The sequence below is a fragment of the Rhizobium viscosum genome (assembly GCF_014873945.1).
GTDB classification, from domain to species: Bacteria; Pseudomonadota; Alphaproteobacteria; order Rhizobiales; family Rhizobiaceae; genus Rhizobium; species Rhizobium viscosum.
This window is the reverse complement of record NZ_JADBEC010000001.1, coordinates 1,351,164-1,368,048: the sequence shown is the minus strand read 5'-3', so window position 1 is coordinate 1,368,048 and position 16,885 is coordinate 1,351,164. Positions and strand designations below refer to the sequence as shown.

Here is a 16,885-nt window from a genome sequence, read left to right as displayed (position 1 = left end):
TCCGGAAAGGCTGCAAGGCTTGCGGTTTGCCGCACTTGCCGCTACCGAATTTTGACAGGCATTCAATCTTTTGGGGTTGATGCGGCACGAAACGTGAAGGGCCTGATGTGAGCGGACTAGAAACGGCTATCAGAACTGCGCTGGAAAATTCCGACCGCGACAGCGCGGAAGTTCGTGCACGCATCTATCAGTCCGCGCGTCAGGCGCTGGAAGCCGGCCTGCGCAAGCAGGATGTTACCGATGCCGATATGGTCGCCCATCACCGCCACCGCCTCGAAACCACGATCCACACCATCGAGAGCGAAGAGCGCGCCCGCCTGCACCCGCGGCAGGGGCCTCCGGAAGTTCCGGTCCCGCCTGTCGTGGAGATCCCCGAGCCAGCGCATCACGCGGAAGAGCCCGCCTATCGTGCGGAAGAGCCCGTCTATCGCGAGGGCAGGGATGACAGCCTGGCCGTTACAGGCGAAACGCGCGGCTATGAGCCCACCTCCCGGCGCACGAACGATGCGAGCCTCCATGACGTCCACGCCAGCAGCGCCGACCAGCTGGGGGCGGCCCCCGATGGAGAGATGCGTGGCGAAATGCGCGCAACGCCGGAGAAGCGCGGCGGCATGGATTTTCGCCCCGAACGGGCCGCTGTCCGCCGCAAGCCGCGCAAGTTCTTCTCGCGCCTGCTCGTCTGGTGCGTGGCTCTCGCCTTCATCGGCACGGGTGCCTGGTGGGTTTATAGTTCCGGCCTGCTGATGACGGCGGCTGAGCGCGACACCAGCGTCGCCAATCCGCCGGCCAGCACGCAGCCGGAAGATTTCGATGGCGAGGAGAGTGCCGGTAACGGCGCCCACGCGGATGGCGACCAGCCGGTCGCGATCGACCCGCAAAACAGCTTCTCGGCAGACTGGATCGAGGTCTTCAAGCCCTCGGATGCCGACAAGATCCAGGGTGGCCCGCGCGCCCGCACGGAAAATGTCACGGAAACCGAAGGTCCGGCCGTCCGCCTGACCTCTGAGAGCGGCAATACGGATGGCAATGTCTCCATCACCATTCCAGCCAATGTCCTGCAGCAGCTCGCCGGCAAGTCCTCGACCATTGCTCTGACCCTGCAGTCCACCACGGACGAGCCGACACAGATCACTGTCGAGTGCGATTTCCAGTCGCTCGGCAACTGCGCCCGCCATCGCTTCAACGTCACGCGTGAAAAATCGGATGCGCTGCTGCAGGTGCGCTTCGACCGCTCCCTGGCGCCGAATTCTCCAGGCCGGCTGATGATCAACAGCGATGTCGACGGCAAGGCCCGCGGCATCAATCTCTTTGCCGTGCGGATCCTGCCGGGTCAGTAAGCGGCCCGGCTATTAGAGCAATTCCAGCAAAAGTGTGCAGCGGTTTTGCGAAAGAGACATGCGTAAAAACAAAGAGTGAAAGCGTGTCAAGCGAATCTGAGAGATCGCGACACGTTTTAGCAGGCCGTTGAAGAAGTCCACTTGCGAGCGACGAAGTCTGCTTCGTCGCCGTTGTGGAAGCAGATTTGTCCGATGACGGATCCGTCTGGTTGGATTTCGACCCATCCGTCGCCTTTGGCTTCGTCCATTTCGTCGTTGCCTTGCCAGGAGAAGGCGACGTGATTGCCGTCGCCGGCTCCGAAGATTTGTCCGGTGACGCAGCCGAAGGCGAATTCGCCGGAGCCGTTGGCCGCGAATTCGATGTAAGCAGGCTCCATCATGTCCGGATAGTCCTCGACATAGTCGGGCATCGCGACGATTCGCCAGCGACCGGCGAGGCTCATGCCGGCACCGCCAGGAGCTTGGGCAAGCGGACCAGATTGTAGGCTGCCAGGTTCAGGGTGAAGGCCGCGCCCACACGGGCGCATCCTCGCAGCTTGACCTTGGCCGTACCGGCCGATGGCTTGATCCAGCCAAACACCTCTTCGATCCGCTTGCGGCAGCACTGGCTGGCTGCATAGCCCGGATGGCGCTTCGTACGGCCATCGATGGCCGTTACGCGTGGCTTGCCGTTTTTGCTCAGATGGCCGTCGATGGTGATGTGCGGTGTGACTTTGCGCTGGCGCAGATCCTTTACGAACTGGCCTACATCATAGGCCTTGTCGGCCGCGAGCGTGATGCGCCGCCGCGATGGCCGACGTTCCAACATGGCAAGCGCAGCCTCGCGCTCGGCTTTGCCCGTAGCCTGGGTGACGCCGCCATCCACAACCAGCCCGTGGCGGTTCTCCATCAGCGCATGGCCCATGTAGCACAGCTTCGCCGATTGCCCATCGCCCTTCTTATAGAGTCGCGCCTGCGGGTCACTCGTGCTCTCGTGCGTATCGTTGGAGCGCTTCTCCTTGTGGAAGCCGCGCTCAGCGTTGCGGTCTGCGCTATCCGGATCGTTGTCGCCGCCGTCCTTGCGGCGGAAGCTCTTGATCGAAGCCCAAGCTTCGATCAGCGTCCCATCTACTGAGAAGTGATCCGACGACACCAGCCGCTTCACCCTTGGCTGCGCCAGTACCGTGCGCAGAAACTTTGCTGCGATCTCACCTTCCAACAGCCGATCCCGGTTCTTGGTAAAACTCGAGTGATCCCAGGCCTGCTCGTCAACGCCGAGCCACGAACCAGCGGAACAGAAGATCGAACTCCATTCGCTCCATCAATTGACGCTCGGAGCGAATGCCGTAGAAGGCTACAACAGCATCGCACGCAGCAAGCGCTCCAGCGCGATCGAGGGGCGGCCGAGCCCAGGCGGATAAAGCACCGCAAAATCGCCATCCATCGCCGCAAGAGCCGCGTTCACGATCTCCCGTATCACCCGTAGCGGATGATCGCGCCGAACCCGCGCCTCAAGGTCAACATAGGAAAACAGCGTGCCTGTCCGTTCATCCAATCCGCGCATCCACCGTCCCCAAATCGTGCGGGCGGCAGTGAATCATGCTCCAGACAATCGCGCCAGCACGTCTTCAACAGCCTGTTAGCTCACATTTGTCAGCACTGGTGCTCCAGTTTCTAATCTGAATATTTTCAGTTGTCCCATGATGTCCAGTTCGACATTCTCGCCGGAAACATTGAAACTCCACGGGGGTTCCACGAAGACCGACCAGAGCTTCTCGCCGGTCTTTCTCCAGACCCCAAACTCCAACTCCGCAGACATGAGGACGTAATCCTCTTGCCGCGTCCAGCACCAGAAGCCGAAATTGGTGTGATCCTCGAAGATCCTTTCCCGCCGCTCGATATCGTAACCTAGAAGCTGTTCTCCGGCGCCGATGAACAGGATCGAGGTCTCCGGAACGACAAGAAAGCCGGGATGGAATGTTCCTCTGGCATCCTCGTATCTGTTGACGATGACGATCTCGGGCCACCGGTGCGTGCCGCCTCCTTGGTAGACGCCCAGGAACAGCGTGCGCCCTTCTGGGGTAATTGGTTTGACCTGATCCACGAAGGCGGCGTGTTTGACGTAAGCGTCGTAAATGCGCGGCAAGCTTCCGTCTTCAATCAGCAGTGCCCAGTTTCCAATCGAAACGGTATGCAACGAGCGACCCTCCCTTAAACGATCATTCTGCGCCCAGGAAGTCTATTTCAGGAAGCCGGGACCGGAGCCGATGATCTTGTCGTCGAGGTCGCCGATCGCGTCCTTGTCCTTGCCGTCGTAATCCATGGTCTTCAGCATGTGGCGGATGAGGTTGAGCCTCGCCCGGTGTTTGTCATTGGCGCGGATCACGGTCCAGGGCGCAAACTGCGTGTGGGTTTCCTTCAGCATGCGGTCGCGCTTCTCGCTGTAGTCGCCCCATTTGGTCAGTGCGGCTATATCCATCGAGGAGAGCTTCCAGACGGCGAGCGGATCGTGCCGCCGGTCATGGAAGCGCTTGATCTGCATTTCCCGGCCGATATCCAGATAGAACTTGAAGAAGAATATGCCTTCATGGGCGATGACCTTCTCCACCTGCGGCGCCTGATTGAGAAAGTCCTCGTATTGCCGTGGCGTGCAGAAGCCCATGACCGGCTCCACGCCGGCGCGATTGTACCAGGAACGGTCGAAGAGCACGAATTCGCCCGATGTCGGAAACTGTGCGATATAGCGCTGGAAATACCATTGGCCCTGTTCCCGCTCGGTGGGCTTGGCGAGCGCCACGGTGCGGGCAAGGCGCGGGTTCATGTGAGCCGAGGATGCCTGGATCGCGCCGCCCTTGCCGGCCGCATCGCGCCCTTCGAAGAGCGCCATCACCCGCTTGCCCGTCGCCTGCAGCCAGAACTGCACTTTCACGAGCTCGGCCTGCAGCTTCCTGAGTTCGTCGAGATATTCGTCGTCCTTCAGCTTCTTTTTGTAGGGATAGTCGGCCGATTCCAGCGCATGTTCATCCACCCAGTCGGGCAGCACGGGATCATCGATATTGAAGACGCGTTTCTTGCCCCTGATCTCCAGCTCCACAATCCTGCTTTCGACGCCCGCGGCCATCGTCTCCTCCTGCGCTTGCTGATTTCGCTTTTCAGAAGGCGAGCATATTTATCATTGAAAATCAAATCCTCTGCGTAAGCAAAGCGCAAACCGATGCCGTAAGCTGCGGCTTTTCGTACAAGTTTCAGAAACGGAAAACTTCTGTCATGAAACGCAGCTATCAGGCAGAGTTTGAATATAAAGAAAAACGAATCGACGCCGCGAGGGGCAGCTTGGAAGACGAAATGCCGTGGACGAAAAGCCTGTTGGCGCGCATCCGGCGCGAGCGCCCGGTTTTGCTGGCGACGCTGCTGAGCGCGCTTGTGGCACTTGCTGCCGGCATGAACAAATGGATCGTGCTCGCCCTGCTGCTCGTGATGGTCGTCACCTCGCTCTTCAACGAGGCGCCGGTCATCAAGCCTGATGTCGCCGAGCCGGTCGAACCCGAGCCCGAAGTGCTCCCGAGCCGCCTGCCGGAAGTTTCCGCCACGCTCGCCGGCCTCGATATCCCGGTCATGGTGCTCTCGGAAGATGCCTCGGTGCTGTTTCAGAACCGCGCGGCCGAAAAGGCCTTCGGCGAAGTGGCGCTCGGCTCCCATATATCGGCGCGGCTGCGTTCGCCGGGCGTGCTGGACATGGTGCGCGAAACCATCGCCACCAACGCCCCTAACCAGATCGAACATTCCGAGCGGCTGCCCTCGGAGCGCGTCTATATCGTTCGCAGCGCGCCTGTCGAATTCAAGGACGACGAGGGCCGCAACGAGCGCTACTACATCCTCTCCTTCCGGGATATTTCCGAAGTGCGCCGCATCGATCGCATGCGCTCGGATTTCGTCGCCAATGCCAGCCATGAGCTGCGCACGCCGCTCGCCTCGCTGCGTGGCTTCATCGAGACGATCCAGGGCCCGGCCAGGAACGATCCGAAGGCACAGGCGCGCTTCCTCGGCATCATGTTCGACCAGACGACCCGCATGAGCAGGCTCGTCGACGATCTCCTGTCTCTATCAAGGCTTGAGCTCAAGTCGCATATCGCGCCCGATGAGAAAGTGGATCTCGTGCCGCTTCTCGGCCACGTCAGGGATTCTCTTCTGCCGCTCGCAAGGGATGTCGGCGTCTCGATCAACCTGCATCTGCCCGAGGGCAAGGTCGAGGTGCTGGGGGATCGCGACGAACTCGTTCAGGTCTTTGAAAACCTGATGGAAAACGCCTGTAAATATGGCCAGGAAGGCGAAGTTGTCGATGTCTGGCTGAAGAACGGATCGGGCCAGCCGGTGGAGGTCAGCGTCGTCGACAAGGGGCCGGGCATTCCGGCCGAGCATGTGCCGCGCCTGACGGAGCGCTTTTATCGCGTCAGCATCGAAGACAGCCGTTCGAAAAAGGGTACGGGCCTCGGGCTTGCCATCGTCAAGCATATTCTGACGCGCCATCGTGCACGGCTGGTCGTTAAATCGGAGGTGGGCAAGGGAACGGAGTTTACCGTGCGTTTCTGACGCAATATGTCGCACACAATTTATCGACGTTCTATTTAAGCATTTAAAATCAATAATTTAATCTGTCATAAATGTTTCATCGGTTTGACATAAAAGGAGGGCGCTTAAGGCGCTAAGAGAGTCCTGCCGATGAAAAAAGGCAATGCGAGGGCCTCTTCGAGGCCGCACTCACACAAGCCCAAATGCCGGGAGATTCAAATGAACACCTTTAAACTTACTGTTGCCGCGCTCGCTGCAACCGCCGCTTTCGCTGGCGTTGCCGTTGCCCGCGACCAGATTCAGGTTGCTGGTTCGTCCACCGTCCTGCCGTACGCAAAGATCGTTGCCGAGTCCTTCGGCGAAACCTTCACCAAGTTCAAGACGCCGGTCGTCGAATCCGGCGGCACGGGCGCTGGCCTGAAGGAATTCTGCAAGGGCGTCGGTGAAGACACGATCGACGTTGCCAATGCTTCGCGCCCGATCAACAAGAGCGAAGCCGAAGCCTGCAAGGCTGCCGGCGTAACCGACATTCAGGAAGTCAAGATCGGCTACGACGGCATCGTCTTCGCAACCGACTCGTCCAACCCGGATGTCGCCTACGTTCCGGCCGATATCTACAAGGCCCTCGCTGCCCAAGTCGTTGTTGACGGCAAGCTCGTCGCCAACCCGTACAAGAAGTGGTCTGAAGTCAACCCGAAGCTTCCGGCTGTTGATATCGCCGCCTACATCCCGGGCGAAAAGCACGGCACCCGCGAAGTCTTCGAACAGAACGTTCTCGCTGCAGGCTGCAAGGCTTCCGGCGCTCAGGAAGTCATCGCCAAGGAAATCGCCGACAAGGCTGCCCAGGGCAAGGCTTGCGTTGCAGTTCGCAAGGACGGCGCTGCTGTCGACATCGACGGCGACTATCCGGAAACGCTGGCACGCATCGCTGCCAACAAGACCGGCGTTGGCGTATTCGGCCTCTCCTTCTACGAAAACAACGCCGACAAGCTCAAGGTTGCGACCATGAGCGGCATCGTTCCTTCCACGGAAACCATCGCTAACGGCACCTACCCGGTTTCCCGCCCGCTGTTCTTCTACGTCAAGAAGGCACATCTCGGCGCCGTTCCGGGCCTGAAGGAATATGTCAACTTCTTCGTATCCGACCAGATGATCGGCCCTGACGGCCCGCTCGCTGAATACGGCCTCGTTGCCGCTCCGGATGCAGAGCGCGATGCGATCCGCAAGGACGTTGAGGCTGGCAAGACCATGTAATGACTTTGCCGGCGCGACACTTGGGGGTGTCGCGCCGGCATCGCCTTATCCGCCCGGTTCCATTGCGGTGTCGGGCGGATGAAAACTTCTTCTCCATGATGTCGAAGCCGATGGCATGCTCCTGGAGCTGCCGGGCTCTTTGGGGGCTGTGGGCCTGGGGACGTAACGAATGAGCACATCCATCATACTCTTGTGCCTGGTGGTGATCGGCGCCGTTGCCTATGTGGCCGCGCGCAGCCGTGCCAACGCGCTTTCCGGCGGCAGATCTGCTGCCCTGCATTCGCGGCCGGCCTATTATGGCTCCTATGCCGCGATCTGGGCCGTTCTGCCTTCCCTGATCGTTCTGTTTGCCTGGCTGGCTGTCAGCCCGGGCATCATCTCTTCCTCCGTTCGCGGCGCCTTTCCTGATGACGTGAAGGCGCAACCGGCCGTCCAGCAGGACCTTGCCTACAGCATGGTCGCCACGGTTGCCCGCGGCATGAACATGCTGACCTCGGATGAGGTTTCCTCCCTGTCAGGCAATCCTGCCGGTCTGCAGGCAAAGCTCAGCGAGAAGGGCGTACCGCTCGCCGGTGAGCCGCAGCCCTACATGATCTCTGCCGCAAAGACCCTGAACTCGGAGAGCATGACCAGCCGCACCATCATGACGGCGATCGTCCTGCTCATATCCATTGCAGGTGCTTTCTACGCGCTGCGCTCGGTTGCCCCGCGCTTCCGCGCCCGCAACCGTGTCGAGCGTGTCATGCTCTGGGCGCTGCTCGTTGCATCCTCCATCGCCATTCTGACGACAATCGGCATCGTTCTCTCGATGCTGTCTGAAGCGGCCCGTTTCTTCGCAGTCGTTCCCTTCGCCGACTTCTTCTTCGGAACGGTGTGGGATCCGCGCTTTGCCGGTGCGGGCAGCTCCTCCTTCGGCCAGTTCGGGCTCATCCCGCTTCTGCTCGGCACGCTCTATATCGGCCTCGTCGCCATGCTGGTCGCCGTGCCGGTCGGCCTCTTTGCCGCGATCTACATGGCCGAGTATGCCTCTCCGAAGGTCCGCTCCATCGCCAAGCCGCTTCTCGAAGTGCTCGCCGGCATTCCGACGATCGTCTACGGCTTCTTCGCGCTCGTCACCATTGGGCCGTTCCTGCGTGATTTCTCGGCGCAGATCAGCGGTCTCCTGACCGGCAACTATACGAACTTCATCCAGGCACAGAGCGTCATCACCGCCGGCATCGTCATGGGCATCATGCTGATCCCCTACGTGTCCTCGCTGTCGGACGATATCATCACTGCCGTGCCGCGTGCCCTGCGCGATGGCTCGCTCGGCCTCGGCGCCACACGCTCCGAAACCATCAAGAAGGTCGTTCTCCCGGCCGCTCTGCCCGGTATCGTCGGCGCCCTGCTGATGACGGCTTCCCGCGCCATCGGCGAAACCATGATCGTCGTGCTGGCCGCCGGTGTCGCCGCCCGTATCCAGATCAATCCTTTCGAGCCGATGACGACCGTGACCGTCAAGATCGTCAACCAGCTGACCGGCGACCTTGAGTTCACCTCGCCGCAGACGCTGGTTGCCTTCGCACTCGGCATCACGCTGTTCTGCATCACGCTTTGCCTCAACATTTACGCGCTCTACATCGTGCGCAAATACCGGGAGCAGTACGAATGACGAATATTGTTTCCCCCGTCGCCGGCGTTACCGTTTCCAAGGCCCCCGCACGTCGCGATATCGGCATCAAGCGCCGTTACGCCGCCGAGCGCCGGTTCCAGGCTTACGGCATCGCCGCCATCGCATTCGGCCTCGTCTTCCTCTTCATCCTGCTGTGGACGGTCATCAGCAACGGCTATACCGCCTTCCAGCAGACCGCGATCACGCTGCCGATCGAGTTCACCGAGAAGACCATCGACCCTGATAACAAGCGCGCGACAGATCCTTCGGTTCTGGTTACGGCCAACTATCCGGTTCTCCTGCGTGACGCGATCGTCAAGCAGCTCGGCCTCAATGCGTCGAGCCGCCCAGATGTGCGCGACGCAACCGCCATGCTGTCCAAGGGTGCACCGATCCAGTTGCGCGACATGGTCGTCGCCGACCCCTCGATCATTGGCAAGACCGTCAATGTTACGGTGCTTGCAGATGCCAATATCGACAGCGCCAACAAGGGCCAGATCGACCTCAAGGTCGATGAGAAGAACCGCAAGGTCAACGACAAGCAGGTTGGCTGGATGAACCAGCTGAAGGCGAGCGGCGTGCTTCACAAGACGTTCAACACCGGCCTCTTCGTCAACGGCAATTCCAGCCGTCCGGAAGCCGCAGGCCTCGGCGTCGCCCTCATCGGCTCGCTCTACCTGATGCTGATCGTTCTCGCACTTGCGCTGCCGATCGGCGTTGCCGCCTCGATTTACCTTGAGGAATTCGCGCCGAAGAACAGGCTGACGGACCTGATCGAGGTCAATATCAACAACCTCGCTGCCGTTCCGTCGATCGTCTACGGTCTGCTCGGCCTGTCGGTCTTCATCAACTTCGCCGGCCTGCCGCGTTCGGCATCGCTGGTCGGCGGCCTGGTGCTGACCCTGATGACGCTGCCGACGATCATCATCGCCACCCGCGCCGCATTGCGCGCCGTGCCGCCGTCGATCCGCTCGGCAGCCCTTGGCCTCGGCGCCTCGAAGATGCAGATGGTGTTCCACCATGTGCTGCCGCTTGCAATGCCCGGCATCCTCACCGGCACGATCATCGGCCTTGCCCACGCGCTCGGCGAAACTGCGCCGCTGCTCCTGATCGGCATGGTCGCCTTCGTCGCCCAGGCGCCGACCACTCCGCTCGATCCCTCCACGGCACTTCCGGTTCAGGTCTACATGTGGGCCAACGAAGCCGAGCGCGCATTCGTGGAAAGAACCTCGGGTGCCATCATCGTCCTGCTCCTGTTCCTGATCGTCATGAACATCGGAGCTATCCTCTTGCGTCGTCGCTTTGAGCGCCGCTGGTAAACGGAGTAAAGATCATGAACATGTTGACGGAAGCCGCAGTCGAGAAGGCGCTGGACCAGAAAATGAGCAACGTCCCGTATAAGATGATCGGTCAGGATGTCTCCGTTTATTACGGCGAGAAGCGTGCGCTTTTCGATGTCAATCTGAACATCCGCGAAAACACCGTGACTGCCCTGATCGGCCCGTCGGGCTGCGGCAAGTCCACCTTCCTGCGTTCGCTGAACCGCATGAACGACACGATCGATGGCTGCCGCGTCACCGGCAAGATCACGCTCGACACCGACGATATCTACGATCCTGATATCGACGTCGTCGAACTCCGCGCCCGCGTCGGCATGGTGTTCCAGAAGCCGAACCCGTTCCCGAAGTCGATCTACGAGAACGTCTCCTACGGCCCGCGCATCCACGGCCTCGCCAAGTCCAAGGCCGACCTCGACCAGATCGTCGAGTCGAGCCTGCAGCGCGCCGGCCTCTGGAATGAGGTCAAGGATCGTGTGCATGAATCCGGCACCGGCCTTTCCGGTGGTCAGCAGCAGCGTCTGTGCATCGCACGCGCCGTTGCCGTCAGCCCGGAAGTCATCCTGATGGACGAGCCGTGCTCGGCGCTCGACCCGATCGCGACTGCCAAGGTCGAAGAGCTGATCCACGAGCTGCGTGAGAACTACACCATCGTCATCGTGACGCATTCCATGCAGCAGGCCGCTCGCGTATCACAGCGTACGGCCATGTTCCACCTCGGCAACCTGGTCGAGGAAAACGATACCGACAAGATGTTCACCAATCCGGACGATCCGCGCACCCAGGACTATATCATGGGCCGGTTCGGCTGATTTTGGCGATGTGAAGCCTTCCCGATTTTCGAGGACAAAGCCCCATGGCATCGACACATATTTTTTCCGCCTATGACGACGATCTGAAATTCCTGTCCCGGCGCATTTCCGAGATGGGCGGCCTTGCCGAGCAGATGGGCGCCGACGCCGTCCGTGCGCTTGTTAACGGTGACACCGCACTCGCCCAGAAGGTCATTTCCGACGACGTGATCCTCGATCACGCGGAGCGCGAGATCAACGACAAGGCGATCGTCACGATCGCCCGTCGCCAGCCGATGGCCTCCGACCTTCGTGAGATCATGGGTTCGATCCGCATCGCCGCCGACCTCGAGCGCGTCGGCGATCTCGGCAAGAACACGGCCAAGCGCGTCATCGCCGTCCAGAGCACCGGCGTTCCGCGCAAGCTCGCCCGCGGTCTCGAGCATCTCTCCGAACTGGCACTCGTCCAGCTCAAGGAAGTGCTCGACGTCTACACCAATCGCTCGGCCGACAAGGCCAAGTCCATCCGCGAGCGCGACGATGAGATCGACGCGATGTACACCTCGCTGTTCCGCGAACTCCTCACCTACATGATGGAAGATCCGCGCAACATCACGAGCTGCACGCATCTTCTCTTCTGCGCCAAGAACATCGAGCGCATCGGCGACCATGCGACCAACATTGCCGAGACGATCTACTACATGGCAACTGGCGCCCAGCCGGAAGGCGAGCGTCCGAAGGACGACAGCGCCAATACCGTTGGTGCGGTGACGGAGTAATCCTGAACTGCCGATTATGTGCGCGCCCCGCTGGGGCGCGCATGGGTCGCAGCCCATTCCGAGTTCCTGCATGGTCCCCCCGCTTAAATCACCCCCGGTTTAAGGATCATGCATTAGGAGACTGACACGCATGATCCCAAGAGTTGCAGTTGTTGAAGATGAAGAGGCGCTGAGCGTGCTTCTCCGCTACAACCTCGAAGCTGAAGGTTTCGAGGTGGATACGATCCTTCGTGGCGACGAGGCCGAAATCCGGCTTCAGGAGCGCACGCCGGACCTGCTCATCCTGGACTGGATGCTGCCCGGCGTCTCCGGCATCGAGCTCTGCCGCCGGCTGCGCATGCGGCCGGAAACCGAGCGCCTGCCGATCATCATGCTGACGGCACGCGGCGAAGAGAGCGAGCGCGTTCGCGGTCTCTCGACCGGCGCCGACGACTATGTCGTCAAGCCCTTCTCCACGCCGGAACTCGTTGCCCGCGTCAAGGCGATGCTGCGCCGCGCCCGTCCGGAGGTGCTGTCGACGGTTCTGAAATGTGGTGATATCGAGCTCGATCGCGAAACCCATCGCGTCCATCGCAAGAGCCGCGAAGTCCGCCTCGGCCCGACCGAATTCCGCCTGCTCGAATTCCTGATGTCGTCGCCGGGCAGGGTCTTCTCCCGCTCGCAGCTCCTCGATGGCGTCTGGGGCCACGATATCTATGTGGACGAACGCACTGTCGACGTCCATGTCGGCCGCCTGCGCAAGGCGCTGAATTTCTCCAACATGCAGGATGTCATCCGCACCGTCCGCGGCGCGGGATATTCCATGGAAGCTTAATCCGAGTGATCGGAGGTCCAGACGGGTCGCTCGCTTGCCGGGCGGCCCGTTTGCATATCTGGCACCCCTAGCTCATGAAAGCCGACACCAGGCGCAGAAAGCGAACCTCGAGAGGATCTGCTTTCTACAGACGGATGCGCACAAGAATTCGATCAAGAGCCTTTTGCAAAGCCGCAGTGCCGCCGAACTCGCGAAAGTCCTCGAGCACCTGTTCATTCAATCCGCCCTTGGTCGAATGCTCGCCGATGAGTTCATCAAAACTCGCCACAGGTTTTGATCGGGCAGCATGGGCGAGGCCGGAAAACAATTGACGGAGGTAGGCGTCGCCAGCCGTTCCCGAAAGCCCCTTGCTCTGGAGCCAGGTCGACGTCGCGTCCAGGATGCCGAAATAGCTGGCCATCAGGCAGCTTGCCACCGCGAGAAGCTCGAACTCCTGCTTGTCTTCAACCTGGATCGCCGTTCCGAGCGCCGAAAAGAGGGCGTGGGAAACCTCGTCGGGCGGGTAGATCGCGGTCGCCCCCTGGAGATCTGCAACGAACGGAAGTGGAATTGCCAGGCTCAGGCGAACCGGCTCATCGATCCACGCCAGCAGTTGATCCATTGGCGTGGCCGCGACAAAGCTGATGACATGGTGGCCCGGCCGAAATCGGAGCGAGCGGATGACCTCCTCGGCAATTTGCGGCCTCACTGCCAGAAATACGAGATCGGAGCGGTCGAGAACATCCTGGTTGCCCAAAGCGATCGATACATTCCGGTTTGCCTCCGCGAGGCGGGCCGCGACGCTTGCGCTGCGCGGTGACAGCACGATCGGTGTGTCGCGAAACGCTGTCTTGCCCAATCCGGTGACGACGGCGTCGGTAATCGTGCCCGTCCCGACGAATCCGATTGTCATCCGCTTTGGATCGATCTCCATTGGCACCCCCGAGCGACTGTTTGCGCCGTGCTACTCGACAAGAATACCGCATCTGTATCAGAAAATCGCGCTACGGCGCCATGACCACCATTCCATGCCAGTCTGGGGCTGAGACGCTTGGTGGCCTTGGCCACATAAGTTCGCATTGTCCGGCATGGCGAACGGACGGCAGAGATCGGCCTCCGACAAATAGTCGTGGTCAGGAGCCGTTTTCCAGCCCTCCTGTGCCGGCTAAAAAATCACCCCTCCGCGCAAGGCGAGGAGGGGTGATGGTACTTTGCGTCTGTTGGAAAATCGTGGGTCAGCCGACCCGGACAGCCTTGCGGCGCTCGCTGACCGGCTGGTAGGCGAGGCGCTGGTGATAATTGCAGTAGGGCGAGGAATCCGGGGAGTCGCAGCCGCAGAAATAGAAATCGTCCTTCATCGGATCGCCGACCGGCCACTTGCAGGTGCGCTCCGTCAGTTCCGTCAGGCCGAGGCGGCGGGAGATCGGCACGACCACGTTCTTGGCCGGCACGTATTCCATTTCCTCGACCGTTTCGATCTCGATCTCTTCCTTCAGCATCGTTGCGCCCTGCTGGCGGGTAACGGTGCGGGTGGTGATGCGAGACGCATAGTTCGGCGCGCGCGGAGCCGACGTATTGCGCTTCGGTGCGCGCGCGGCGGTTGCCGTGCCGCCGGCCTTGGCGCGGCCGGGAAGACTGAGCCGGTGAACCTTGCCGATAACAGCGTTTCTACTGACGCCGCCAAGCTGCGCAGCGATCTGGCTGGCGCTCAGCCCCTCCGACCAAAGCTTCTTGAGCTTCTCGACACGCTCGTCTGTCCAGTTCATTGCCCTGTCTCCACCTTTCGCGTTGGTGATGGCAGAATCCCTCACCGTTGCCTCGGAAGTCTCCGAAGCAAGAAACGCCTGATCAATTTTGGTGACTAGTTCCGCCGCATGCAGTCTAGTAATTGAACTTTAACCTAGTGTGAGCCTGACTCTGTGACAAGAGTCGCAGGAATCCGATGAATCCGAATTCGAGGTTTTCCCCAACTTGCTTCCCGAGAGAGTCATTTCTGCAACATTAGCTGTTGATAGACCTGTAAAGCCGATTGCAGGCTTGACGCATGCGCTAAATCCTCAGTTTTGTTGACATTGCAGTGCGAAAAGTAAATAGTGATCCAGGCCGCCGAAAGGCGGCATTTTTAATTTTTCGGACCTGGTTTTCTTAGCCGGAGTCCGGTGCCTCAGAACCTGATCAGGAGATCGCGCCATGGCTGAAGCCTCGCCGCTTTATGACACCTATTCTCGTGCCCCATTGCGGTTCGAGCGAGGCGAAGGCGTGTGGCTGATCACCGAAACAGGCGAGCGATATCTGGACTTCGGCGCGGGCGTTGCCGTTACCTCCGTGGGGCATGGCAATCCGCATGTCGTGGCCGCCCTCAAGGATCAGGCCGACAAGGTCTGGCATCTCTCCAATATCTATGAGGTGCCGGGACAGGAGAAGCTCGCCAAGCGCCTGACGGATGCCACTTTCGCCGACAAGGTGTTCTTCACCAATTCGGGCGCCGAGGCGCTCGAATGCGCCATCAAGACGGCACGCCGGTACCAGTTCTCCAAGGGTCATCCCGAGCGCTTCCATATCATCACCTTCGAAGGCGCCTTCCATGGCCGCACGCTGGCGACGATCGCCGCCGGCGGCCAGGAAAAGTATCTCGAAGGTTTCGGCCCGAAGACCCCCGGTTTCGATCAGGTGCCCTTCGGCGATGTCGAGGCTGTCCGTGCCGCTATCACCGACAAGACGGCCGGCATCCTCATCGAGCCGGTGCAGGGCGAGGGCGGCGTCCGTCCGGCGACGTCGGAATTCATGAAGGCGCTCCGCCAGCTCTGCGACGAGCATGGCCTGCTGCTCATCCTCGACGAGGTCCAGACCGGCGTCGGCCGCACCGGCAAGCTCTTCGCCCATGAATGGTCGGGTATAACGCCTGATATCATGGCGGTCGCCAAGGGTATCGGCGGCGGCTTCCCGCTTGGCGCCTGCCTTGCGACCGCAGAAGCAGCCTCGGGCATGAAGGCCGGCACGCATGGTTCCACCTACGGCGGCAATCCGCTGGCCATGGCCGTCGGTAACGCGGTCCTCGATGTTATCCTGGCCGAGGGCTTCCTGCAGCACGTGCGCGATGTCACTCTGATCTTCCGCCAGGGCCTTGCATCGCTCAAGGATCGTTATCCCGATGTGATCGAAGATATCAGGGGCGAAGGTCTGCTGCTCGGCGTCAAGGCTGCCATTCCCTCGGCAGAACTCTTGAAGGAGATCCGCGCAGCACACCTTCTGGCAATCCCGGCAGGCGATAATGTCATCCGCCTGCTGCCGCCGCTGGTCGTAACCGCCGAGGAGGCGCGCGAGGGTCTTTCCCGTCTCGAACGCGCTGCCGAAAGCATCCGTGCCGCCAAGGTCAAGAAGACCGCTTGATAGGACATTGCCCCGCCCGCCGGCGGGCGTAGCAGGTAACGAACAATGGCTTCCCCCAAACACTTCCTCGATCTCTCTGCAGTCACCACGTCCGACCTCAGAACCATCATGGACGATGCCAAGCTGCGAAAGCAGGCTTTCAAGGCAGGTAGCGGTGACAAGCCGCTCGCCGGCAAGATGCTCGCCATGATCTTCGAAAAACCGTCCACGCGAACCCGCGTCTCCTTCGATGTCGGCATGCGCCAGCTCGGCGGCGAGACCTTGTTCCTGTCCGGCACCGAAATGCAGCTCGGCCGCGCCGAGACGATCGGCGACACCGCCAAGGTCCTGTCGCGTTATGTCGATGCCATCATGATCCGCACGACCGACCACAGCCGTATGCTGGAGCTTGCCGAGCACGCCACGGTGCCTGTCATCAACGCGCTGACGGACGACACCCATCCCTGCCAGATCATGGCCGATATCATGACCTTCGAAGAGCATCGCGGCCCGATCAAGGGCAAGACGATCGCCTGGACGGGCGACGGCAACAACGTGCTGCATTCCCTCGTGGAAGGGGCTGCCCGTTTCGGCTACCGCATGAACATGGCCGTACCCCTTGGTTCCGAGCCGAAGGATCACTATCTGAACTGGGCCCGCAATGAGGGCGCCGAAATCATGCTTTACCATGATGCTGACCGTGCGGTCGCCGGCGTCGATTGTGTGGTGACCGATACCTGGGTCTCCATGAATCAGGAACATCGGGCTCGCGGTCACAATGTCTTCCAGCCTTATCAGGTCAACGCGCATTTGATGGCGCAGGCCGGCAAAGATGCATTGTTCATGCATTGCCTCCCCGCCCATCGCGGCGAGGAGGTGACGGATGAGGTGATCGATGGCCCGCAATCCGTGGTCTTCGATGAGGCGGAAAACCGCCTTCATGCGCAGAAGTCGATTCTTGCTTGGTGCCTGGGCGCGATCTGAACCATAATCGGATGTCGCGAGTCCTAAACTCGCGGCTGCGCA

16 protein-coding genes and 1 pseudogene are annotated in these 16,885 nt (G+C 60.7%); 10 read left to right on the top strand and 7 right to left on the bottom strand.

Going from position 1 to position 16,885, the window contains the following annotated elements:
* Positions 1 to 107 precede the first annotated feature (107 nt).
* Entirely contained in the window at positions 108 to 1,337 is a 1,230-nt protein-coding gene (locus H4W29_RS06875; protein ID WP_192728258.1) for a hypothetical protein, read from the top strand.
* Positions 1,338 to 1,453: 116 nt separating this feature from the next.
* On the opposite strand, the gene H4W29_RS06870 is transcribed toward H4W29_RS06875, so the two are convergent.
* The 5 genes and pseudogenes from H4W29_RS06870 to ppk2 form a co-directional block, all read right to left on the bottom strand.
* Complete coding sequence (locus H4W29_RS06870) at positions 1,454 to 1,780, bottom strand: hypothetical protein (RefSeq protein WP_192728257.1); 327 nt, start codon at positions 1,778 to 1,780, stop codon at positions 1,454 to 1,456.
* Positions 1,777 to 2,619, bottom strand: coding sequence for an IS5 family transposase (locus tag H4W29_RS06865; RefSeq protein WP_512700533.1), 843 nt, complete (start codon positions 2,617 to 2,619; stop codon positions 1,777 to 1,779). Before H4W29_RS06865 ends, H4W29_RS06870 begins: the two co-directional genes overlap by 4 nt.
* A pseudogene (locus tag H4W29_RS34915) lies at positions 2,585 to 2,880 on the bottom strand (transposase). Before H4W29_RS34915 ends, H4W29_RS06865 begins: the two are co-directional and overlap by 35 nt.
* Positions 2,881 to 2,955: 75 nt before the next feature.
* Positions 2,956 to 3,513 (bottom strand): hypothetical protein, encoded by a 558-nt coding sequence (locus H4W29_RS06860; RefSeq protein ID WP_192728256.1) that lies wholly within the window; start codon positions 3,511 to 3,513, stop codon positions 2,956 to 2,958.
* A 42-nt stretch (positions 3,514 to 3,555) separates the two neighbouring features.
* A complete protein-coding gene (gene ppk2 / locus H4W29_RS06855; protein WP_192728255.1) occupies positions 3,556 to 4,437 on the bottom strand; it encodes a polyphosphate kinase 2 in 882 nt (293 codons plus the stop codon).
* Positions 4,438 to 4,682: 245 nt separating this feature from the next.
* On the opposite strand from ppk2, the gene phoR reads away from it, so the two are divergent.
* The 7 genes from phoR (at position 4,683) to phoB (ending at position 12,511) form a co-directional block, all read left to right on the top strand.
* A complete protein-coding gene (gene phoR / locus H4W29_RS06850; protein WP_192730684.1) occupies positions 4,683 to 5,906 on the top strand; it encodes a phosphate regulon sensor histidine kinase PhoR in 1,224 nt (407 codons plus the stop codon).
* Positions 5,907 to 6,104: 198 nt separating this feature from the next.
* The gene (locus H4W29_RS06845) at positions 6,105 to 7,139 is read left to right on the top strand and encodes a substrate-binding domain-containing protein (protein ID WP_192728254.1); all 1,035 of its coding nucleotides are present in this window, start codon (positions 6,105 to 6,107) and stop codon (positions 7,137 to 7,139) included.
* Between the two features lie 169 nt (positions 7,140 to 7,308).
* Positions 7,309 to 8,790 (top strand): phosphate ABC transporter permease subunit PstC, encoded by a 1,482-nt coding sequence (pstC, locus tag H4W29_RS06840; protein ID WP_192728253.1) that lies wholly within the window; start codon positions 7,309 to 7,311, stop codon positions 8,788 to 8,790.
* A complete protein-coding gene (gene pstA, locus H4W29_RS06835) occupies positions 8,787 to 10,109 on the top strand; it encodes a phosphate ABC transporter permease PstA (protein ID WP_192728252.1) in 1,323 nt (440 codons plus the stop codon). Before pstC ends, pstA begins: the two co-directional genes overlap by 4 nt.
* A 14-nt stretch (positions 10,110 to 10,123) precedes the next feature.
* Positions 10,124 to 10,939: a phosphate ABC transporter ATP-binding protein PstB gene (gene pstB, locus H4W29_RS06830; protein ID WP_192728251.1), complete on the top strand. Its 816-nt coding sequence runs from the start codon at positions 10,124 to 10,126 to the stop codon at positions 10,937 to 10,939.
* Between the two features lie 44 nt (positions 10,940 to 10,983).
* Positions 10,984 to 11,697, top strand: a complete 714-nt coding sequence (phoU, locus tag H4W29_RS06825; RefSeq protein ID WP_192728250.1) for a phosphate signaling complex protein PhoU — start codon at positions 10,984 to 10,986, stop codon at positions 11,695 to 11,697.
* 130 nt (positions 11,698 to 11,827) lie between these two features.
* Positions 11,828 to 12,511, top strand: a complete 684-nt coding sequence (gene phoB / locus H4W29_RS06820; RefSeq protein WP_003570612.1) for a phosphate regulon transcriptional regulator PhoB — start codon at positions 11,828 to 11,830, stop codon at positions 12,509 to 12,511.
* 124 nt (positions 12,512 to 12,635) lie between these two features.
* Here phoB and H4W29_RS06815 read toward each other — a convergent pair whose 3' ends face one another.
* Together H4W29_RS06815 and H4W29_RS06810 are read right to left on the bottom strand one after the other, a co-directional pair.
* Entirely contained in the window at positions 12,636 to 13,424 is a 789-nt protein-coding gene (locus tag H4W29_RS06815) for a pyrroline-5-carboxylate reductase (RefSeq protein WP_192728249.1), read from the bottom strand.
* Between the two features lie 301 nt (positions 13,425 to 13,725).
* Positions 13,726 to 14,256 (bottom strand): GcrA family cell cycle regulator, encoded by a 531-nt coding sequence (locus tag H4W29_RS06810; protein WP_007821268.1) that lies wholly within the window; start codon positions 14,254 to 14,256, stop codon positions 13,726 to 13,728.
* Between the two features lie 424 nt (positions 14,257 to 14,680).
* Between H4W29_RS06810 and H4W29_RS06805 the strand changes: the two genes are divergently transcribed.
* A complete protein-coding gene (locus H4W29_RS06805) occupies positions 14,681 to 15,880 on the top strand; it encodes an aspartate aminotransferase family protein (protein WP_192728248.1) in 1,200 nt (399 codons plus the stop codon).
* Positions 15,881 to 15,925: 45 nt separating this feature from the next.
* A complete protein-coding gene (gene argF, locus H4W29_RS06800; protein ID WP_192728247.1) occupies positions 15,926 to 16,843 on the top strand; it encodes an ornithine carbamoyltransferase in 918 nt (305 codons plus the stop codon).
* Positions 16,844 to 16,885: the final 42 nt, after the last annotated feature.